Source organism: Paenibacillus sp. PvP094 (assembly GCF_040546835.1).
Classification (GTDB): Bacteria; Bacillota; Bacilli; order Paenibacillales; family Paenibacillaceae; genus Paenibacillus; species Paenibacillus illinoisensis.
Map to the genome: position 1 here is coordinate 1,849,706 of NZ_JBEPOM010000001.1, position 22,270 is coordinate 1,871,975.

The window sequence follows — 22,270 nt, forward strand, 5'->3', positions numbered from 1 at the left end:
GGCGAACGCTTCGCTTCTCCAGGTTATTTCTGCCCTCTCCGTTCTATTGTACTTGTTACACCAAGCCCCTCTTATAAATGAGATATTCAGTGATTTGGTAGATTCACTTGTACATAGTCCCATATTAACAGATTCTATAGAAGAAAATAACTCACGAAACCGCTTTTTCACATTGTCGACATGACATTTTAGAAAAATCAAACCAAAAAGCCACGAACGCAATCCGTCCGTGACTTATAAATTCGTTTTAAACCGCTATTCAAGTCGTCAGCTTCGCATATAGAAGGAAGAATAACATATCTTCACCCACGATAACGTAGTTCGGAACCTGATAGATCAGATCCACAATAACAAATGCAGCCAGTACGCCAACCATCGTTACCAGATGAATCGGACGAAGTCTTAAGTGTGCATGTCGGTAACGATGAAACACGAGCGAGGTTGACAGGAAGTACAGCAGTACAGATCCGAAGCCAAATCCCAGCATGAATACATAATTAAGTTCATTCAGGTACAGCAGTTGAATGGAAGCGGCGATCATGCTCATTGAAATGTAGATGAACAGATGGCCATAGATGATCGCTTGCCCGGCCGTCTGAATTTCCTTGCTGACCTTTTTCTCCACGTTATCGAAATACTGCCACCACATCGCAATGACGAATATGGAAGTAAAGGCGGCAAACAGGATGGATCTCAGATCCCAGTGATCTGCCTGCAGTACGGCAATAATACTAATTACCGACTCACCGAGCAGGATGAGTGTAAAAAGTGCGAAGCGTTCGAGCAGGTGATGCGTCTGGATTGGTACCTTCACCAGATTTTTGCGTCCAATCAGCGGAAGCACGATATCTACGGCAATCCCCGCATACAGCACGACGTAACGCACCCAGGAATCAAAGAACAGGGAACCGGAGGAGATCAGAATACCGATGATAAAGCAGATCCCGAGATAGCGGGCCGCCTGTTGTTGATGTGTGCTTTTGGACTTGTGAACCGTAAGATACTGAATCGCGGTAAACGCCCTCGAACCGATATACCCTACGAAGAATGACAGATAATACTGATCAAAATGGGTGGAAAGACTTGCCGTCATCACGAGAACCGACAGAAGCTGAAGGATGAGAAAGATCCGATGGCTGAGGACATCCTGACCGTATCGATTAATGAATAGGGTCTGTCCCACCCATGCCCACCAGACGGGGATAAAGATCAATACAAATTTCATTAGATATTCAAACGAAATAACGCCGTGTTCGGCATGCAGCAGGACATGTCCTGCCTTGGATACGGCTGCGACGAAGAGCAGATCGTAAAACAACTCCAGCCAGGTAACCTTTTTCTCCATCATCCTTCGATGCTCCTTTGGGTTCAAGTCTTCATTTGTCTTATGTAAAAGTTAATCCATTCGCGGCCGGAACATCGTTCTGGCCGCTATGGTTTATATTGTCCACTTACTTAGCAGCTGTTGCGGCAGGTTCCAACGTTCTTACCACAATCGGCTGCAGATTGCCTTCGATTTGTTCACGGTATGGTTCGAACCACTCTGGCAGCATCAATTTTTCTCCGAGTGCATCGGCAGGTTCATCTTTGGCAAATCCCGGTGGATCTGTTGCAATCTCAAACAGGATTCCGCCTGCTTCTCTGAAGTAGATGGCATTGAAATATTGACGGTCGCGGACTGGGGTTGGTTGGTAGCCATATTGGTATACGGCCCCTCTCCATGCCTCATGCTCTTCAAAATCTTTGGCACGCCACGCAATGTGGTGTACTGTGCCCGAGCCGCCTACACCCAGAGGTATGCGGGTAACCGGAACGTCCACGACGTTACCGATATCTCCGCTGGAGCGGAAACGGACATACTCTTCATTTTCATCCACTCTGACGAATCCCAGAATGTTCTCGAGCGCATCCATCGTTCTCAGTGGATTCACACTGAACAATACAGCACCGCCGAAGCCTTTGATTGCTTTGTTTGCCGGAATTCCTTCATGCTCCCATGTGCTGGCAGCACCCTCTTCCCTTTCAACAAGCTCAATCCGCAAGCCTTCGCTGTCTTCGAATTGAAGAAGCTCTTCATTGAAGCGACTTGTTTTGGTTACCTCAATGTTATACCGTTCCAGTCGATCCTGCCAGAAGCCAATAGTCCCAGGAGGAATGACATAAGAGGTAATGCCGACTTGGCCGCCGCCAATTTTGCCTCGAGGTGATCCGGCAGATGGGAAGAAGGTAATAATGGTGCCCGGGCTGCCTTTTTCATCCCCGAAGTACAGATGGTACACGTCGGGTGCATCGAAGTTGATTGTTTTTTTCACGAGACGAAGTCCCAGAACCCCAGCGTAAAAGTCGACATTGGCCTGTGGATCTCCCGCAAAAGCCGTAATATGGTGGATACCTGCAGTTTGAAGTGTCATAATAAATTCCTCCTTGGATTTTCGAATTGGATATGGTGGTTTTAGTTTTTTTATTTATTGTAATTTGTATTATCTTTATTTTAAGATATATGACCAATTGAACTTAGTTGTTGTTTTGGCTTGCTTGCTCCTGTTTCAATTTGTCCGGAGTAACGTCATCGCCGTTCGGATCATAGATGGTGACATTCAGCAGAATATCATTGATCGAACCGCGAAAGATTTGCAGGTATTCCTGGCGCAGACGAATTTGTTCCGCTTTCTCCATCTCTGTCAGTTCTGCCTCTTTAGCTTTTCTGGAAAGTTCATTTATTCTGGTCAATGTTGGAATCATCATCTTGATCTCTCTCCTTGTAATTGGATTCAGATATTATTCTTTGGTGTCGTTTTCCTTTGAATTAAATATCTTAAATTAAAGATAAATCATTTTTGAGGTATTGTCAACACTTTTATCAAAATGAAATAGCAAAAGAAAAAAAGGCTCCATACAGAGTTTTCACTCCGATGTGAGCCCTTCTTCAATTCCGTTATGTTAAACCAGCTTTTGACCACAGTTGGGACAGAAGTTGGCTCCTTCATTTTTGGCACCACAGTTCGGACAGAAGTTCGGCTTCTTGGCCCCCTCGGAAGAAGATCCTTCCTTGGGCGCGGATGGTTGATCCGTATTTTGGCCTGAACTGTTGTTATTATTATTTTGATTCTGGCCTTGATTCTGGTTCATGTTCTTCATCATTTCGTTAGCCATATTCATACCCATCATCATGCCCGCCATATCCGATGCTGCGCCGCCACCTTTCACCTTGCCGGATGCGATGCCATCCGTCATGCTAACCTGCTGGTATTTCTGCAGATTACCGATCATCTCATGCGAAGCGGTCTTCGTGATCATGTCCTGAATCTCTTGCGGGTAATTGAAACTCATCACTTGGAATCCGGTAATGCCAATCCCGATGTCCATCATTTGCATATCCAGGTCTTCCTGTATGCCTTTGGCAATCTCCGATGCGTTCGCCTGCAGGTTAAACATATCCTTGCCCTCACGGCTAATCCACTTCATAAGCAGCTGATCCAGTACAGAAGTCATGCGGATTTTGACATCCTCGACCAGATAGCTCTGCTTGATGCCAGCAATTTTATCAATGAGCGTGACGTAGTCACTCACCTTGAAGTTGAACGTACCGTTGGCCCGAATCGGCATTCCGCCCGGAAGCTGAGGTGTCGGAATCAGTACAGGGCTTTGCGTTCCCCACCGAACGGTAAATTCCTTTGTATTCACAAACAGCACTTCGACCCGCATGCCGCTGTTGAACCCGAATTTGAAGCCTTTTAATGTAGACAGAAACGGAATGATCTCGGAATCAATATTAAATGAGCCTTCATCTTCAAAGATTCCCTCAACCTTGCCGTTGTTCAAAAAGATTGCATCCTGACCCGAACGGATAATCAGCTTACTGCCCTTCTTGATCTCCCGGTTGCTCCACTTCCAGAAAATCATGTCATCTCTGAATTCTTCCCATTCCACAACATTTGAAAATTGATTTTTGAAAAATCCCATACTCGTTCCCATCCCTTCTATGTGGTACTAATACAAATGTTAAAACGATCTGCTGCTTCCGCTATGTGAGTGACCGCCTCGGGTGGTACCTCCACCACCGCCGCCTCCGCCGCCGTTGTTATTGTTTCTTTCTATTTTTTGTTTGGTGACCGTTGTGCGGATATACCGATCCTGACGATCAATTACACTGGAGGAACCGGAATCCTCATATGTTGCTCGATTGACGGTGACTCTTCCTCCTGAACGGTAGGCCATCACCCCAACTACGATTCCTCCGATAGCCACGGATGCAGCGAGCTGAAACCAGGTTTTGAATAGAATGTTATCCGGGTTCACACCCGGTTTAATTCCCATGTATTCATAGGACAGATCCAGATACTTCTCAAAAGCCAGTCTATAATTCCCTTCCGTTACATCTGAGGCTATTATAGCCGTAATTTTTTTAGCCCTTCCGTTGTCGATGTATTCTTCCCCTTTATAAAAACCAGCTAAATACATCTTTCGATTGTACATATCAAGTGTCAAAATGACCGTGTTTCCGTGAGCCTTATCGTAACCGGGCGCTCGCTCGTCATAGAAATCCTCCGTTAGCAATTGTTCACTCTTGTGCTCTTCATTATTGGAAGTAAAAATAATAAAATCCGTCTGCCTCTCGGCTCCATACTCATTCGCCAGTGCGTTTAATTCGCTTTCTTCCTGCTCGCTTAGCAGATTGGCCTCATCATAGATGAGATTTTTGCTCTCGGCTGCCGAAGCGGTCTGAACATTAAAAAAGGGAAATGCCAGACCAATCACCATCACCACCAGAGCAGTCACCATTGCAAGCTGTTTTACCTGTTTCACAGGAACCCACCTCCCATCATCCAGGAGATCAGTTTCAAGGACAACAAGGACACGGCGGAAACGCCGGCGAACCATCCGGCCACTTTGGCTTTGCTAATGGGCGGTTTGCCGACCACTTTTCCCGTCTGACCATTCATGGCAAAGGTATATTGGGCACGATTGAAATCATAATAGACCATCCATACGGGAAGCAGCACATAGTCTGCATTTTTAAGTGTCGTATCGATTTGTTTGTCCGTGTAACTTACACTGTTATAACCGGATACCGTTGAAGCGATATAAGAATCAATATAAGATCGGGTCTTCTCCTTGGCCCGCGGATATAACTCTTCATCGGTGTAGCTGTATTTCTCTGCAATGTATCCCGCAAGATACGGGGTCTTGAACTCTTTCAGCTGATTATAGGGAAACGGCTCCAGCTTATCCATCAGCTCATCCTTCATTTTCTCCGAAGCATCAATGGGCAGATTCACATAGTTGAGCCGGATTTTCCGGTAAATATCAAAATGCTGTGTCTCCGTATAATGGTAGTCGCCCTGCGTGTAGGTTCTCACCTTGGTTCCGCGGCCGTGAACTTCGATTTTGTTATGTAACTCATATAACCAGAACGGCACATACATCCCGGTAATATTCTGAATCCGGTCTGCACTCATGAATCCGCTCGGAGTCAGCAGACCGTTCCGGCACCACTTTTTGAATGCCTGCTTGGCCTGCTCCTTGCTGATAGAAAAAGGAATAACCATGACGGGTGCCAGATCACCCGTCAGCCGGTCGCTCAGCACAACAGCTGCCCCGCAGAAGCTGCACGTGGTTGCACTTGTCTCCGGTTCCGTGACGATATCCGCGCCGCAGCTGTTACAGTGATATTGCTTCACTTCATTTTCCGTGAACACCTGTTTCTTGAGCGGGTCGGGGATTTGCTCAATGTTGTCCTGCCGCCCACAGCTCGGGCAGGATAATGAACCTGTCGCGCTGTCAAAAACCATACCACTGCCACAGTTGGGACACTTGTATTCAATAACTGGCATCTGCTCACCTCAATATTAACGAAATATAATCGTAAAAATCCTAATTATCCTTCAGCTTCTCCTGAATTGCTGCGAGTTCTTCCTCCGCACTCGGAGCTGTATTGTCACTATTACCCGCTTCCGCGTTCATTTCTCTCTCCAGCTGCGCAATAAGTTCATCCAGATCATCTTCCTGCTTCCCTGCCCGGAGCTCGGCAAGTGCCTCTGCTTCATTCAAAGCCTGATTGGCCTTCTCTTGCATGGCTTGAAAAGCGGCCTCTGCTTTTCCTGCTGAAGCATTCCGGTCATTGGCCTGCTGCTGGGCTTTCGCCTCTGCCATTCTGCCTTTCAGCTCGGTATGTCTGGCTTCCAATTGTCCCAGGTCTGCTACCAATTTCTCATTCATATGCTTCATCATTTTGGCTTTCGCGGAGGCACGTTCATACGCTGCCTGTAATTCGTTCCATTTCTCTGTCTGCTTCACTTTCTTCTCCAGAAAACTCCGGGCCTGATCTTCATCGCCTGATTCTGCCGACTTCTCTGCATACCGCTGCAATTTCTTCATCTCAGCACTGCATTCGTCCAAAGCTCGCTTCGCCCTGCTCTCCTCCGACAGAACGGCCGCCGTCTCTGCCTTTACCTGTCCCAGATCACTGCTTAGACTCCGCATATATTCATTCACGGTCTTCTCCGGATCTTCCGCCCGAGCCAGCAAGCTGTTCACATTGGCCTTCATCACGTCCCTAAACCTCGATAAGATTCCCATTCCTGTGTTCCTCCTCCGAAAAGTTTACATATACCCTATAATACATGAATTCCAAGAACGAGGTTTCATTACCCGGATTGGGAAGGTATTTTCCCAAATGAAAAACCATCAGCTCCTGCTGATGGTTGCTCTTACGCTGCACTATCCTTTTTTAATGGTATGGCTATCCGGATCAGGCGGGAAGACTCTCTACCGCGGTAAAGAATACATCCAGCAGTTCTACACCAAAGTTTGCCTCAACATATGCCGTAATATGCTTCAGGTCCTCCTCATGCTGATACTCCAGACATGGACGACCTTCGCTCCAGAGCACTCTGCACGTAAACTCATTAACCACGCATTGAATGATATGATCCTGCTCTACCGCTTCACGAAATGCTGACATCGCATGACGCTCCTTTCTTCCCTTTCCATCGTTGATGCTTATGTATTCATTTTGAAAAAATGGATTCCGAACTTCCGTGATAATTATCACAAGGTCGTAGTGCAGCAAACAGCATGGCTTATCCCTCCTCTGCGATCTTGCACCTAAAGCTTCTAGAGCAAAGATGCCAATCTCTCGTAAGTTGGCTATAATAAGGGAACCATGAAATGAGATTTCTATAAAAGGCAGGAACATTATGCGTACACGAGTTCATATCATTGCTCCTTACGAATCCATGACTACCATTATACAAGAATGCATTCCCCGGTTTCCTCAATTATCGATTCAATGCGATGTGGGCGACTTGGCAAAGGGGGCCGAACTGGCTTCACAAGCCGAACGAAACGGGGCCGAAATTATCATAAGCCGTGGGGGTACTGCACAGCTGATCAAGGAAGCCGTCACCATTCCCGTTATTGATGTGCAGCTCTCAGGATATGACATGATTCGTTCCTTGACTCTGGCCAGCCAGTTTAACGGCAAAACGGCCATCGTTGGCTTTTCGAATATCACCTCAGGTGCACAGTCCATTATTGATCTGATGGACCTGCCCCTCAAGGTATACACGATTCGCAGTTCCGAAGATGTCGCCAGGCTGCTGCTGGAGCTGAAGGCATCCGGATACCGTCAGATTGTCGGGGACGTTATCACCGTAGATACCGCCAGAACCTATGGGCTCGAAGGGTTACTGATCCAGTCAGGCAAGGAAGCCATTCTGCGCGCGCTTGAAGATGCCCAGCTGGTATTTCGCTATCTGAGCAAGAACCAAGCCATTTCAGTCATTTTGAATAACCTGGTCACACAGGAACACCCCAATCTGCTTATTTTAGATGACCGGAATGATATTGTATTTGAGAACCTGACAGACTTCGAACAGAACCCACTGACGGATAATTACATTCATTTGATTAACACCAATCTGGAGTTTGAGCAATCCGAGGTTCAACATATGTTCATGGTCGACGATTATCAACTGACAGTAACGGCCCATGAAACGACACTGAATAATAAGGGTTATAAAGTCTACACACTTGAAAAAGGACAGCCATACCAGTTTGCACAATTCGGCATAACCACCTACACGGATATATCCATCGAGCCCATTGTTGCCGAATCGCCAGCCATGCAGGTGATGTTGAAGAACATTCAGGCTTTATATGAAAATCACGAACCCATATATCTGCTCGGACTTGCGGATTCAGGCAAATCATTTCTCGTAAAACACATGCATCAGATGTACTCAGGCGGTGGACTGCTGCTGCAAATAAACCTGTCACAGGTACCTGCCGGTCATTTGCATAAAATACCGCTCTCCAAGGTTCGCAACGTGGAGCTGAATCATATCGAACAACGACTCTATGATGAAGAGGTGACCTCCTTCATTCAAACCTGTCTAAACAGGCAGATTGGTGTATTCATTCTGGGAGAAGATCCCTTGAATCCGTATTGGACCCTTGATATCGAGCTCAGTACCATGATGATGCCAAGTCTTGCGGACAGGATGGAGGATCTGGCTCCACTGATCCAGCAGTTCCTTACCGACTATTATCATAAGTATGGAACCGCTGCGGTGAAGATCAAAGAGGATGCACTGCAGTTAATCCGGGAGCAGGTTCCACAGATGACAGTCAGCCAGCTGAAGCATCTTATCAAACAGGCTGCCCTGAATGAGCAGGATTATGTGATCTCGACAGATACGTTGTCCCGCCTGCTGAATCAGCATTCTGCAACGAACACGATGAGGTTGAATGGCACGCTGAAAGAGATCGAGAAGGAAATTATTCAGCACGTTCTGCAGGAGGAAAACAATAATCAATCCAAGGCTGCAGATCGCCTGGGGATTAACCGGGCCACACTTTGGCGCAAACTTAAAGAATAATCTTTAAGTTTGTGCTTTTTTTATGACTCAATGTGTTGCATTATTAAACACTTTAGTGATTACTTAAAATTTACAGCAAATTATTTGTTGCTAAAATAAACAATCTGCTGTAAGATAGTCCCTGCAAGCGCTTCATAAAAACGATTACTTAAATAAGGAGCTACTACTATGAACATTAAAGCGACATTAGATCGTATTCCTGGCGGTATGATGGTTGTCCCGCTGTTACTTGGTGCAACGATTAACACTTTCTTCCCCAATGCCTTGCGGATTGGCGGATTTACCGAAGCCCTGTTCGTTAACAGTTCAAGCACGCTGATCGCTTTGTTCCTCCTGATTGCCGGAACACAAATTACGTTCAAGACAGCTGGTTCATCTGTCGGTAAAGGTATTACACTGCTTGTGTTCAAGTGGGCTGTTGGTGCAATATTAGGTTTGATCGCCATTTTCTTCGCGGATTCCAATGGATTATTCCTTGGTCTGGCACCACTTGCCATTATTGCTGCGATGACGAATTCCAACGGCGGGCTGTATATCGCACTGGCCGGACAATACGGCAAAGAGGATGACAAGGCTGCTTATCCATTCCTCGCGCTCAGCGACGGACCTTTTCTTACCATGGTTGCACTCTCTATTTTCGGTGCGATGGGCTTCGCCAATGGCATGTTCTCCCCGATGGCTTTTGTAGCGGTACTGCTTCCCCTGATCGTCGGTGTGGTTATTGGTAACCTGGATCGCAGCTTGGCTGAATGGCTGCACAAAGGCAGTGACAAGCTCGTTCCATTCTTCGCCTTTTCACTCGGTATGGGAATCAACTTCTCGTCTATCATTCAAGGTGGACTAAGCGGCATCATGCTCGGTGTAATTACAGTATTGATCACAGGCGGTGTTGGCTACCTGCTCTTCAAAGCCATTGGCTGGAATCCCATCGTCGGAGCTTCGGAAGGTTCCACAGCGGGTAACGCTGTAGGTACACCTGCTGCCATCGTGGCTGCGAATGCTTCTTTTGCCCCAATTGCTGAAATTGCTACCGTACAGATTGCAGCAAGTGTTGTAACCACCGCTATTCTATTGCCGATCTTCATTGGTTTCCTCTCTAAACGGCTGGAGAAATCAGGCGGCGTCGAGAAATACAATCAAAGACCGACCACATAAATGGATGTAGCCCTATAACGACCGGACATGAATTCACTTTTTTTGCTCAAGGAGGCGAGAACAGCATGAAATTAGCCATTATTGCAGATGATCTGACTGGTGCCAATGACAGCGGGGTCCAACTTGCCCGTCATGGCTTGAAAACCAGTGTACTATTCGACATGGACGAGAATAACATTCGTCATTACGATGCTGTTGTTTTCGACACGGACAGCCGTTCCATTGCCTCGGATGAAGCTTATCAGCGTGTTCGTAACGCAGCGGAGTTTCTGACGAGAAACGGATTCGATACCATTTTTAAAAAAATGGATTCTACTATGCGTGGTAACATCGGAATTGAGATTGATGCTTTGTACGACGTGATTAAACCGGATTTCATGATGATCGCACCAGGTTATCCGAAAAACAATCGTACGATCCAAAGTGGAGTACATTACCTGAACGGAATTCCACTGGCAGACACTGAGATCTCAAACGATCCAAAAACACCTGTAACTGTTTCGTACCTTCCGGAACTGCTGAAACTACAGACGAAATATGAAATCGGCGAGATTAGCGTATCCGATCTGGAAGCAGGCAAAGACCATATACAGAAGAAGTTAACCCAGTTTAAAGAAAACGGCATTCCATACGTGCTTGTGGATTCGACGGAGGAACTGCATCTGGAGCAAATTTTGCAAATGACCAGCGCACTGGAGTACACCTTTGCATGGGCAGGCTCTGCAGGAATTGCCAATTATCTTCCCGGGCACTACAGTCTGGAGGGTAAATCAACGGAACTGACTATACCGGGAAACTCTGGACCCATTCTAACTGTCGTAGGCAGTGTAAACAAAAACTCACGTGCTCAGTTGAAGAAACTGCTGGGACAGACCAGCGTTTCCTCTGTTGCATTCCACTCCTTCAAAGCCGTATCCGCTGCAGCAGATCGAACAGAGGAAATGGAGCGTGTGTATAAAGAAGTAAAAGCCAAGTCTCTTGAAGGCCATGACGTTGTCTTGTATTCCACGGCAGAGCAGGTCGATATCGAACTGGCACGTGCCACGGGTGAAGCCAGCGGTCTAGATCATACCGAGGTCAGCAACGAAATTGTGCGGGCTATGGGCGAGATTTGTGCCAGATTGCTTGAAGAAGGCAATTTCAAGGGTGTATCCATGACCGGTGGAGACACTGCCAAGCAAATTTGCATGAAGTGGAATATTAGCGGCTTCGAGCTGCTGGACGAACTTGAGATTGGTGTTCCAATATCCAAGTTCATCGGAATAGAAGGCTTACATGTCATTACCAAAGCAGGAGGCTTCGGCACACCAGAAGTCTTCATCCATGCGATTGAAAAATTAAAAGGAGGGATTCCAGTATGAAACCCACAGTTGGAATTACAATGGGCGATGCAGCAGGTATCGGACCCGAGATTATTATGAAGGCACTAGGCCATCAGGAGGTCTACGACAACTGCAACCCACTCGTTATTGGTGATGCAAAAATATTGGAACGCGTTCTGCCCGTTATTGGATCAAGCTTGAAAGTCAACGCTATTCAGGAGCCTTCGGAAGCCAAGTATGAATTCGGCACAGTGGATGTCATTGATCTGGATCTGGTTCCTGCCGATCTCGAATATGGAAAAGTATCTGCCGTAGCGGGAGACGCAGCCTTTCAATTCCTGGCCAAGTCTATTGATCTAGCCAAAAAACAGCAGATCAACTCCATCTGCACTGCTCCTCTGAACAAGGAAGCTCTGCATCAAGGCGGACATCTGTATCCAGGACATACTGAAATTCTGGCTGACCTGACCGATACAAAGGATTTCTCCATGATGCTGACGACACCCAACCTGCGGGTTATTCACCTGACAACACACATGGGCTTGATCGATGCGATCGCCAGCATCAACCCGGAAAGAACCTACACGGTAGTTAAGCTTGCGCACGATACACTCAAAAAAGCAGGCTTCGAAAATCCACGTGTAGCTGTATGCGGCATTAATCCGCACGCCGGCGAGAATGGATTGTTCGGCAATGGTGAAGAAGAAGAGAAACTGCAGCCAGGTATTGAGCGCGCGCAGCAGGAAGGCATTAATGTGGTTGGTCCTCTCCCTGCGGATACATTGTTCTTCCGTGCAGGCCGCGGTGACTTCGATATCGTAGTTGCTTGCTACCACGATCAGGGACATGCTCCGATTAAAGTTATGGGCATCGAAGAAGGCGTGAACATCACCGTTGGCTTAAAAGGCGGCATCATCCGCACTTCCGTTGACCACGGTACGGCCTTTGATATCGCTGGTAAAAACATCGCCGATGATAAAAGCATGCTGGCAGCCATTCGCTCTGCCATTGAGCTTGCTCCAAAAATGTAAATGTAACCGAACGTATTCAAACGTATTTAACTATTGAAGCAAAATAAAGCAGCGACTCTCCCCAGTCGGGAAGAATCGCTGCTTTTTCTTTTGTACACCCTGCATCAATGCCTACCATTCGATCTCCGGTCATACCAGTATCCAGGAATGCCTCGCTCCAAACGCATCAATGCTTCGAGATAGAAATAGTCGCCCCAGATGACATAGTCATCCGGTGAATCCCCACCTCTTACAGAGTAGGAACCATGCTTGAGTAAGCCCTCTTCGGTTTCGGACCCGTGTGTGGAGTAATTCTGTACCAGGGAAGCCATTGAATTTTGCACCGCATCCAGGAAGAACTGACGTTCCGGATCGGTTGGATCCAATCTCTCGGCGATCTCCAGTATCCCGCACGCAGCAATAGCAGATGCAGAGCTGTCACGCTTCGTTTCGGATGTCTGTGGTGCATCAAAATCCCAATAGGCTACATGATCCTCCGATACATGGGCAATGAAGTAACGGGCCAGGCGCCTCGCTGTCTCGAACATCTCTTCACTATGCAGATATCGGCTGCATAACGCAAAGCCATATATCCCCCATGCCTGACCGCGGGTCCATGTTGAGCCATCATTATAACCCTGATGGGTCCCTCCACGAATGGCTTCGCCAGTCGCCTGATCAAAATAAAAGGTATGATAGCTGGAATCATCTCCACGAACCAGAAAACGCCGGCTTTTCTCCGCATGGAGCCTCGCTACACGCCGATATTCTTCGTTATGGGTCTGTTCATACGCCCATAACAATAATGGAAGATTAAGCAGGCAATCGATAATAATACGACCTCCGTTGTTGACATCGCCCTTGCGTCCCCAAGCCTGGATCAGGCCTGACTCTTCACGCCAGCGCTTCATTAGCATATCTGCAGCTTCCAGCGTAAGGTCACGTGCAGCAGGGTCACGTTCCACAATCCATTGGGCCTTGGAGGACAACGAGTAGAGAAAACCTATGTCATGATGGTCAAAAATGCTCTTCCGTTCCATGCGCCCCCGAAAGTTATCGACGGTCTTAACAGCTGCCTCGCGATACAGCGGGTCATGCGTGTATTCTGAGCACAGCCAAAGGATGCCTGACCAGAAACCTGCCGTCCACTCCGTGTTATCATTAAGCACATAATGCTCATCCCCGTTACTCACATGGGGAAATCGCCCCCCAAATCGGTCAATATTGCTTCTCGTGACTTGGAGTGCATCTTCAATGGCATTTTTCCACATGGAACAAGTCCTCCTCTATGAATCTTTTTTCTTCATCCTTCATGTTGGACAAGTCTGCTATTTTGCTTATATTGGCCAGGCGTAATGCCCTCATACTTTTTGAAGACACGAATGAACGAATTGCTGTTGAGAAATCCTACACGCTCGGATACGTCCTGAATGGTCCCTTCCTCTGCCTGTAGAATTTTCTTGGATTGTTCAATGCGATATTGGTTGATGTAATCAATCACGTTGATTCCAGTCTGCTCCTTAAAGTACTTGGAGACATAGGTTGGATGGAAGCGAAAGCGTTCCGACAAATGGGTTAAACCCAGATTGACGTCTGCATAGTTCTCTACAATGAATTCAATCAGCTGATCTTTCAGCTCTTCGTTGCGGGAGCGCTTGCGTTCATTCACCATCTGACAGACGGTCTCCAGGATTCGCAGCAGCTCGGCTTCAATCTCCTCAAACGTCTCGCATGCAAACAATTGCCGAATCAGATCATTACGATGCGTCATCTCGTTCTGGTCATCTGACTTGATCTGTTCCGTGGCTTTCAGAATGGTACCGATTAACTCAAACATCAGGCAGCGTGCCAATTCAACAGACAAGGGCTCTCCTGTAAAATTGGTCATGAGAATTTCGTTCATCACTTCGGTTGAACGGGCATAATTGCCTGTCGCGATATAATTAATGAGCTGTCTCTCCAGATCGAGAGGATAATATAATTCCTCCTTCGGCCTGCGAATCCGGTTTTGGTCAATGATTTGTCCGATCCCCAATATCAGCCGATATTCCAGTGCCTCTTCCGATTCCCGAAAACTGTCTCCAATCGCTGCAATGCCATGATGAACATCGCTTACCCCCACCGAAAAGTACACGCAAAACCGTGATCCGATAAAACGCTGGGCCTCCTCAATGGCGCTGATCAGCCGGTATCCGGTATTCTCCTCATCTGCCCGAATGTTGATGAGAAATGCGATCCGTCCATCAATATCTGCCGAAAACACCTGGCCAATAGGGCCTATCATTTCCTCCAGCACATTGGTCAGAATGAGCTGCACAAATTGTTCTTTCTCCTCCTGGTCCTGCTCGCGTACTTTGGTCCGGAACAACCCATCCACATTCTCAATGTGAAGGAGCAATACGGCAAACGATGGAGTCTCGAAGTGAATACCAAGCCGTTCCAGCGTTGAGGCAAACTCATCACCTGCCTGAACTCTGCCCTTCATCAGCTTGGCAAGCAAATTGCTCCGTACAACATTTTGCTGGTCCTTGAGCCTGCTCGCGAATTGATCCTGCTCTTCCCAGGCACGGACCAGCACGGATTGCAGAATGCCATATTCATCGTCCGGCTGCTCCAGTTTCCATTTGACCTTATCGGAGATAATGTTCATGATCCGTCCCAGCGGACGATAGTTCCTCCTGGTGAACCACCAGGCCGCTACCCCGCCCAGCAGAAGTCCAGCTGCCACGCCTCCAATCGTAATATTGCGAATGACCGTTAGTTTCTTGGCATAGATCCGGGTAGGTATAATCGATATATAATTCCAATCCTGGACCTTGGAAGAGATCTGGGACATGGTGACGGATTCACCGTTCCAATCGATCGTCTCGGTTCTGACTCTCGAATCTTGCCCGAAATTCAGATCTCCATTTATTTTGAAAGGGGTTTCAAAACCTCCTGTGGAAAACAACGTGTTCCCCTCATCATCCAGGATGAATACCGTGCTCTCTTTTTCCAAGCGGACATTATCAATCGCCTGTTGGAATCGATTCGGGTCCAGATTGACCACGAAGGTTGCAGGACTGTCAGCAGCACTCTGGATGGGGAATGGTTGCAGGTAGACAAGTGTATCTTCAATGCGCCGATCTTCACTCCGAACCGCCATTTTCCTGAACCTGCTGGTGTCGGTATCGTGCATAAGTCCGGTCCACGCCTCCTCGGATACATCCGTGCCTTTGTAGAACATGTCATACAGATAGGTCTTCTGAATAAGTGAAGAAGAGGACAAGGCTACATCGGCGTCCTTGATATAAATATATAATTCGCTAATTAGGCCGTTTCCGACGCGTGTTGACTTCAGATTTTTGATGAGCTCCAGTCCCATTAACCGCCACCGGCCATCCTGTTCAGACGCATGATTAATGAAGCTCGTTAACTGAGAGTCGGCCATGAGTTGATTGCTGATGCTGCCAATATCCCCGATCTGGTTATCGATCGTCTCCTGTACCTGGGAGAGCAGCACCATGTTGGAGCGATTCACTTCTTCCTCAAGCAAGATGCGGGACTCGGCAAATACAGCTGCACCGATCACAATCGGGATGAGCAGTATGACCATGTAAGAAATGCTCCAGGACAACAGGATGCTTTTCCTCTTCATGAGTCTCCTCCTCACATGGTGGTTTGGCATGGCCTACGACTGATTTATTCCTTGATTGCTCCGATCATAACACCTTTGACAAAGTATTTCTGCAGAAAAGGATAGATAAACAAAATCGGAAGCGTGGCAACCATTACCGTTGCATATTTTACACTTTCCCCGATTGCCTCTTTGTCCACGGCTGATGCCCCTGTCGTCATGGAGTCCGTACTATTTTGGATAAGGATTTCGCGCAGTACCAGCTGAAGCGGAAACAGATTTCGATCCCGGATGTACAAGATAGCGCCGAACCAAGAATTCCAATGGCTCACTCCATAAAAGAGAATCATCACTGCGATCACCGGCATGGACAACGGTACTACGATCCGCCAGAGGATCAACATCTCTCCCGCACCGTCCATGCGGGCCGATTCCAGCAGGCTTTCTGAGATTTCCTGAAACGAAGTACGCATAATAATGAGATTATAACTGCTGATCAGCCCAGGTATAATCAGAGCCCACAGGCTGTTTCCCATATGAAGCGTGTTGTTGATCAACAGATAGGACGGAATGATTCCCCCGTTAAAAAACATCGTAAACACGATCGCCAGCATGATCGGGTTGCGAAGCATGAAGCTTTTGCGAGACAAGGTATACGCTCCCAGAATGGTGAACAGCAGATTCAGTGCCGTACCCACCACGACGATGAATATGGTGTTTCGGTACCCGGACAGAATGTTCGGGTTACTGAGAACTAGCTTATAGCTCTCCAGTGTCAGTCCTTTCGGAAAGAGCAGCAGACCTCTGTGGGCCATTAGCTGACCGGAATCACTGAATGATGCGTTCAGTACATGCAGCAGCGGATACAAGGTAACAATAATCAGGCCCGTCATCAGAATGGCGTTGGCACCACCAAACAGCCGCTCCCCGAGTGATCGTTTTATTCTCATCTGAACTCCCCTCCTTCACCTCATTCCTGACTAGAATAGCTTGGTATTGGATATCGCCTTGGACAGGCGATTGGCACCAATGAGCAGTGTAAAGTTAATGACGGATTGGAATAAGCCTACCGCGGTTGTATAGCTGAATTCGGCACTTTCGCTAATCCCTTTACGGTACACAAATGTCGAGATGACATCCGCCGTGTCATATACGTTCGGGTTGTATAGCAGAATGATTTTTTCGAAACCGATCTCCATCAATCCGCCAATACGGAGAATCAGCAGAATCAAAATCATCGGAATGATGCCGGGCAACGTAATATGCCAGACTTGGCGAAGGCGACTTGCCCCGTCCACATTCGCAGCATCATACAGCTCGGGATTGATTCCACTAAGTGCAGCCAGATAAATGATGCTGGAGAAGCCAAGCTCCTGCCAGATGGATGAAGCGGTATACATGGTACGGAAATTGGCCGGATCACTGAGAAGCGCACTGCTCTGGCCGCCAAAGTATTCAATAATGGTGTTAAACAGTCCATCCCGGGATGAGAAATCCACAATCATGCCGCAGATGACCACGATGGAAATAAAGTGTGGAATGTAGGAGACGGTCTGCACGGTACGCTTAAATATTTCGTTGCGAAGCTCATTGAGAAGAAGGGCAAGAAGAATCGGTGCTGGGAATCCAAACAACAGTTGATAGAAGCTCAGCACCAGGGTGTTTTTCAAAATCCGCCAGAAATAGTAACTCTGAAAGAAGTCCCGGAAGTGCTGTAGTCCCACCCAATCACTGCCCCATATGCCTTTGCCCACCGAATAATCCTTGAATGCAATGATCGCTCCATACATCGGCAGATATTTGAAGATGAGAAAATACAAAACAACGGGAAGAGCCATCCAATAGATCGCTTTATTCTTTTTGTAATTAAGCCATAACAAGGAAAGCTTGTGCGACACCTTTTCCATCCCCTTCCTTATCAATTCGAAGGAGAGCATCCGTGAGGTAAAAAGTGGGCTTCCCCACGGACAGCTTCTTCGTTATCTGGCGTTATAGCGGTCCAGCGCAGCCTGCTGAATTTCAATGGCCCGGTCGACGTTAAACTTGTTGATCTGGTCGACGTACTTGTCAAAGTTCTCAATCGGCTCGACCCCGATCACAAACTTGACGAACATTTCATCCCGGTACGTTCCAATATCGCTCATGATCTTGCTGTATTCCGTGGACTCTTCTGTTGTCAGACTGGTTGGAGGAAGGCCCACCTTCAGTGTATTCTCGCTGTATTTGGAGAAGAGAATGGCGGCATCCTTCTGCTGCTGGAGCTGATAATACTGCTCATTGTACCGGTCGTCATCTTCACCCACGAAGGGATAGTTCGCAATAAAATGTTTCGCCATCGCTTGGGCAACCGACAATCCATCCGGATTTTTCAAAATCTCATCGGTATAGGTCGGGTAACCGTCCTTCATCGTATATGTGAGGCCTTCCACACCGAAATTTTTCAGCATATGCCCTTCTTCACTGAAGAAGTAATCAAGCGCTTTGACTGTTTCCTCCGGATGTTTATTGCTATTGGTGATCACGACGCCGCTACTGCTCCACTCCCAGGAACGTCCGGTAAACATCGGTTCATCGCCCTTATTCTGCACCGGATATTGGACAGCTGTCAGATTGGCGTTCGGGTCGGTTTCCTGCAGAGCGGGCAGGTAGCGGCCTACACCTCCACCGATGAAGGTGAAAAAGGCACCTGCCTGACCACTCAAAATTTTGGCGTCAAATGTTTTTTGGTCATTGGTGGCAAAATCGGGATCGATCAGCCCTTCCTGATACCAGCGATGGAACATCGTCAGGAATTCCTTGTATTCCGGCTCGATTGGTCCGTAGACCACTTTGCCATCTTTCATAAATATATTGTTGGTTATCCCGTAGGCCTCCAGATAGGTCGGTGCTGCGGGTCCCATCGTTGTCATTTTAGGCGGTGCACCAAACAACAGGGGCGCGGACACGCCTTTTTTCTCTTTGAACGCTTTAAGTACGGTTTCCCATTCACTCAGCGTTTCCGGTTTCTCAAGTTTCAGCTCATCAAGCCAATCCTGACGGATGAATGTGCCGCCGAAGGTTTTATATTCCCCCAGACGCAGATGCGGAATGGCATAGATATCGCCGTTGTCTGCTTTTAACTGTTTAGCGACTTCGGGATTCTCATCAAAAATCTTTTTCAAATTGGGAGCGTATTCATCAATGAGCTCGTTAAGACGAATGATGGTACCATCATTGAACAGCTTGGCGTAATCTCCATTGACAAACATGGCATCAGGCAGCTGATTCGAGGCAATCATGACATTGAACTGTTCGGTCTCGGCACCCACCGCAGGATGCTGGAATTCGATTTTGGTGTTGGTCTTCTTCTCCCATTCCTTAATCGCCGTGATTTCATTCATACTCTTGAGCGTAATGGAAGCATTCGTGTTCATCGACATCCAGATCGATATTGGCGTAGGGCCATCTCCCTCTGCCCCACCCGCGTTTCCATTGTCTCCTGTGCAGCCTGCAAGGATAGTGATTCCCATCATCAGGCAGATTCCAATCGTCAGCCGCTTTCTCCATGACCGTTTCATCGCTTCACGTCCCCCCATGTGTTCGTGTAAGATGTCTGACCCTTGATGTGGAGCTCTCTTCATAAAGGTACTGCCTGACCGCTATTATGGCTATCCTCCATTCTTGCCGAGATATCCAAAATTTGATATTCCCTTATCCGGCGCAGGATTTGCACATGCAGGCAAAAGATCAAGATCATATTCGAGGAATGAACTGTCCGATCCAAATGAAAGCTGATTATCTCCTTTAATCCGTCTAGGTTGAAGCATCTAGATTAATACTGCCATCGACCAAGCCTGTTTCCGAAACCTTAGGGTGTTTGACCAGTCCCCGCCAGAATCCAGGAATACACTAATATCAATTCTTTGACCTGTTCGGCTATCCATAAAAAACATCAACTAACTTAAGGGGGAAATTAGCATGGCGATCCGCTACAGTATCATTATTGCAACCTATAACCGGGCCCATCAGTTACCGCTTACACTGGCGGCTTTTGAGGCGCAGACCTACCCAAAACATCTTTTTGAAGTTATCGTCGCTGATGATGGTTCAACGGATGGAACGAAAGAACTGGTTGAAGCTTATCGTGCTTCATATTCGTTGACCTATGTATCCCAAACAGAACAGCGCGGCAGATCTGCGATCCGTAATTTGGGGCTCCAGCATGCCAAAGGGTTGTACGTTATCTTTTGCGATGCTGACTTTCTGGCACTACCCGAGTTTATTCGAACCGTGCGGCAGTATCATCGTAAAAATCCCAGAGCCGTGGTTTCTGGCTTTCCGCATTCTTTCGATGGTTCATATACCCACTACTATCCGGACTTTTCCCCAGAAGAGAAAGAACATTGTCATGGCGTCCTCACAGCATCAAACTCATGGCGTCCCGAACTAGAAGCTGTGAATGAAATTATCCCGTTGGTAACACCCGCAGATATCATTCATCATACAGATGCTTTGTCACGAGTGGTTTTCCCATCCAAAATGCCGCCAGGTGTCATTAAACAATTTGCAAGCACAGATGTAGCTCCCTGGATGGTATTTGTTACTCGGTGTGTATCCGTCCGGCGTAGTCTGTTGAATCGAGTAGGGGGTTTTAACGAAAGGTATGTACTTTATGGGCTTGAAGACTGGGATTTGGGCTACAGGCTGCACCGTTTGAAAGTGCCTTTCTATTGCATCAAAGAGGTCGTAGGCTATCATCAGGAACACCCAACCCACTTCCGGGGGGATGTGCTCAATACGGAGAATCTGCGAATCATGTTGGAAACCTATGGCTTCAATGATTCCGCACTGAATTTATTTTGCGTTGTGCCTCCATCCGCTGACCTCGAAACCTACAAAAATACACTGAGGATCTTGCGCAGAGGGTTCCGGTCCAGAACAACACGTTCTTCCGCACGATTGTTAAAAAGGACACTACGAATTGCAGCCAAACAGTTCTTACTCCAATCTGATGCAGAGGCATACAAAAAATCGTTAGCTAAAATACAGCGAAGAGCAGCAGGCAGGAAAAGCAGAGTAGCTCGTGTTTTACGGGATATGGTGCAAAGGTCTGAAAAATTGGTGGAGTAGGTTAAGACTCACGTTAGAAGCTTAAACGTACTGATGAGTTGAAAATTCAAATTCTTCTTTTCAAATAAAAACACAACAAAAAGCCTCCTATCTACATCTCTGCAGATGGGAGGCGTCGTTTCCTACATACTCGTTCTTCTTACCCCTATGGTGAATAGTACGGTTCGTTATTTACTTTAAAATTCTTCGTAGTCGCTCGGGTCCTGTCCCCATAACCGTCCATCTTGACGATTGAACGACGAGATCACTTCCATCTCCTGCTCGCTCAGCTCAAAATCGAAGATATCGATGTTTTCCTTCTGGTGTTGAAGGGAGCCTGCTTTCGGAATTGGAATGGAACCCAGCTGGGTATGCCAGCGCAAAATGACCTGTGTTCCCGTTTTGCCATGAGCTTCTGCTATGCGGAGGATCTTCTCATCCTTCACCACATCCTGCACGGCATCATTACCGCGGCCAATAGGACTCCAGGACTCATTCACAATACCATGCTCCGAATCCTTTCTCCGCTGCTCAGCTTGGTCAAAAAACGGATGCAGCTCGATCTGGTTCAGACTTGGGGCTACCCCAGTCTCCTTAATCAGACGCTCATTATGTTCAGGCAGGAAGTTGCTAACTCCGATGGAGCGGATATATCCACGTTTCTTCGCCTCAATGAGTGCCTGCCAGGCTTCAACATACTTATCCTGCTTCGGATTCGGCCAGTGAATGAGATATAGGTCATAGTAATCCAGGTCTGCCCTGTATAACGATTCCTCGATGGCAACGAGAGCCTTATTATAATCGTGATAACGCCCAGGCAGTTTGGAAGAGATCAGCAGTTCTTCTCTCGCAACAGAGCTCTGCTTGATGGCCTTTCCGACTGTCGCCTCGTTCTCATAGTTATAGGCCGTATCAATTAATCGGTAGCCCACATCCAGCGCAGATACGATGGATTTAACGCCTTCTGCACCTTTTAAGCTATAGGTACCAAACCCGATTGCCGGTACTTTCAAGCCATCATTCAACGTATATTCCGGAATTTGATGATTCATCTGAAGACTCTCCTTTGCTAAAAAGGTATACAAAACGATTGGAAAATTAGTTAGTCCCTCTCGTTTATTCTACCCCTCCATGCACGATTGAATCAATTCTTCCAGACGGTACAGGCCTTCCTTAAGCACATGAGCTGAACTCAGT

The 22,270-nt window shown here is 47.3% G+C and carries 19 protein-coding genes; 5 read left to right on the forward strand and 14 right to left on the reverse strand.

Features of this window, described 5'->3' with window-relative positions:
* Positions 1-259: 259 nt before the first annotated feature.
* The 8 genes from ABIC22_RS08630 to ABIC22_RS08665 form a co-directional block, all read right to left on the reverse strand.
* A complete protein-coding gene (locus tag ABIC22_RS08630; protein ID WP_354480178.1) occupies positions 260-1,348 on the reverse strand; it encodes a low temperature requirement protein A in 1,089 nt (362 codons plus the stop codon).
* Between the two features lie 103 nt (positions 1,349-1,451).
* On the reverse strand, positions 1,452-2,411 hold the full coding sequence (locus ABIC22_RS08635; RefSeq protein ID WP_127540560.1) for a ring-cleaving dioxygenase: 960 nt from the start codon (positions 2,409-2,411) through the stop codon (positions 1,452-1,454).
* 103 nt (positions 2,412-2,514) lie between these two features.
* Positions 2,515-2,742: a DUF896 domain-containing protein gene (locus ABIC22_RS08640; protein WP_095293145.1), complete on the reverse strand. Its 228-nt coding sequence runs from the start codon at positions 2,740-2,742 to the stop codon at positions 2,515-2,517.
* A 198-nt stretch (positions 2,743-2,940) separates the two neighbouring features.
* Positions 2,941-3,963 (reverse strand): SPFH domain-containing protein, encoded by a 1,023-nt coding sequence (locus ABIC22_RS08645; RefSeq protein WP_095362009.1) that lies wholly within the window; start codon positions 3,961-3,963, stop codon positions 2,941-2,943.
* 39 nt (positions 3,964-4,002) lie between these two features.
* Complete coding sequence (locus tag ABIC22_RS08650) at positions 4,003-4,782, reverse strand: TPM domain-containing protein (RefSeq protein WP_483312582.1); 780 nt, start codon at positions 4,780-4,782, stop codon at positions 4,003-4,005.
* A gap of 20 nt (positions 4,783-4,802) precedes the next feature.
* Entirely contained in the window at positions 4,803-5,834 is a 1,032-nt protein-coding gene (locus tag ABIC22_RS08655; protein ID WP_127540562.1) for a TFIIB-type zinc ribbon-containing protein, read from the reverse strand.
* A gap of 40 nt (positions 5,835-5,874) precedes the next feature.
* Positions 5,875-6,579 carry a PspA/IM30 family protein gene (locus ABIC22_RS08660; protein ID WP_354480183.1) on the reverse strand — a complete coding sequence of 235 codons (705 nt, stop codon included), beginning with the start codon at positions 6,577-6,579 and terminating at the stop codon, positions 5,875-5,877.
* A 172-nt stretch (positions 6,580-6,751) separates the two neighbouring features.
* On the reverse strand, positions 6,752-6,964 hold the full coding sequence (locus ABIC22_RS08665; protein ID WP_153976516.1) for a hypothetical protein: 213 nt from the start codon (positions 6,962-6,964) through the stop codon (positions 6,752-6,754).
* Positions 6,965-7,199: 235 nt separating this feature from the next.
* Between ABIC22_RS08665 and ABIC22_RS08670 the strand changes: the two genes are divergently transcribed.
* The 4 genes from ABIC22_RS08670 (at position 7,200) to pdxA (ending at position 12,390) form a co-directional block, all read left to right on the forward strand.
* Positions 7,200-8,882 carry a sigma-54-dependent Fis family transcriptional regulator gene (locus ABIC22_RS08670; RefSeq protein ID WP_354480187.1) on the forward strand — a complete coding sequence of 561 codons (1,683 nt, stop codon included), beginning with the start codon at positions 7,200-7,202 and terminating at the stop codon, positions 8,880-8,882.
* 168 nt (positions 8,883-9,050) lie between these two features.
* Entirely contained in the window at positions 9,051-10,037 is a 987-nt protein-coding gene (locus ABIC22_RS08675; protein ID WP_095293059.1) for a 2-keto-3-deoxygluconate permease, read from the forward strand.
* A gap of 65 nt (positions 10,038-10,102) precedes the next feature.
* Positions 10,103-11,398 (forward strand): four-carbon acid sugar kinase family protein, encoded by a 1,296-nt coding sequence (locus ABIC22_RS08680; protein ID WP_354480190.1) that lies wholly within the window; start codon positions 10,103-10,105, stop codon positions 11,396-11,398.
* On the forward strand, positions 11,395-12,390 hold the full coding sequence (pdxA, locus tag ABIC22_RS08685) for a 4-hydroxythreonine-4-phosphate dehydrogenase PdxA (RefSeq protein ID WP_127540573.1): 996 nt from the start codon (positions 11,395-11,397) through the stop codon (positions 12,388-12,390). Before ABIC22_RS08680 ends, pdxA begins: the two co-directional genes overlap by 4 nt.
* A gap of 104 nt (positions 12,391-12,494) precedes the next feature.
* Here pdxA and ABIC22_RS08690 read toward each other — a convergent pair whose 3' ends face one another.
* The 5 genes from ABIC22_RS08690 to ABIC22_RS08710 all read right to left on the reverse strand — a co-directional run bounded on the left by ABIC22_RS08690 (position 12,495) and on the right by ABIC22_RS08710 (position 19,542).
* Positions 12,495-13,640, reverse strand: coding sequence for a glycoside hydrolase family 88 protein (locus tag ABIC22_RS08690; protein WP_354480194.1), 1,146 nt, complete (start codon positions 13,638-13,640; stop codon positions 12,495-12,497).
* 32 nt (positions 13,641-13,672) lie between these two features.
* Positions 13,673-16,006, reverse strand: a complete 2,334-nt coding sequence (locus tag ABIC22_RS08695) for a helix-turn-helix domain-containing protein (protein WP_354480197.1) — start codon at positions 16,004-16,006, stop codon at positions 13,673-13,675.
* 44 nt (positions 16,007-16,050) lie between these two features.
* Positions 16,051-16,935, reverse strand: coding sequence for a carbohydrate ABC transporter permease (locus ABIC22_RS08700; RefSeq protein ID WP_095362018.1), 885 nt, complete (start codon positions 16,933-16,935; stop codon positions 16,051-16,053).
* A gap of 30 nt (positions 16,936-16,965) precedes the next feature.
* Positions 16,966-17,892 (reverse strand): ABC transporter permease, encoded by a 927-nt coding sequence (locus tag ABIC22_RS08705; protein WP_227779990.1) that lies wholly within the window; start codon positions 17,890-17,892, stop codon positions 16,966-16,968.
* A 72-nt stretch (positions 17,893-17,964) separates the two neighbouring features.
* Complete coding sequence (locus ABIC22_RS08710) at positions 17,965-19,542, reverse strand: extracellular solute-binding protein (protein ID WP_354480201.1); 1,578 nt, start codon at positions 19,540-19,542, stop codon at positions 17,965-17,967.
* A gap of 400 nt (positions 19,543-19,942) precedes the next feature.
* Here ABIC22_RS08710 and ABIC22_RS08715 point away from each other — a divergent pair, with 400 nt between their 5' ends.
* Positions 19,943-21,094, forward strand: a complete 1,152-nt coding sequence (locus ABIC22_RS08715; protein WP_354480204.1) for a glycosyltransferase family 2 protein — start codon at positions 19,943-19,945, stop codon at positions 21,092-21,094.
* 176 nt (positions 21,095-21,270) lie between these two features.
* Here ABIC22_RS08715 and ABIC22_RS08720 read toward each other — a convergent pair whose 3' ends face one another.
* On the reverse strand, positions 21,271-22,125 hold the full coding sequence (locus ABIC22_RS08720; protein WP_354480207.1) for an aldo/keto reductase: 855 nt from the start codon (positions 22,123-22,125) through the stop codon (positions 21,271-21,273).
* Positions 22,126-22,270: the final 145 nt, after the last annotated feature.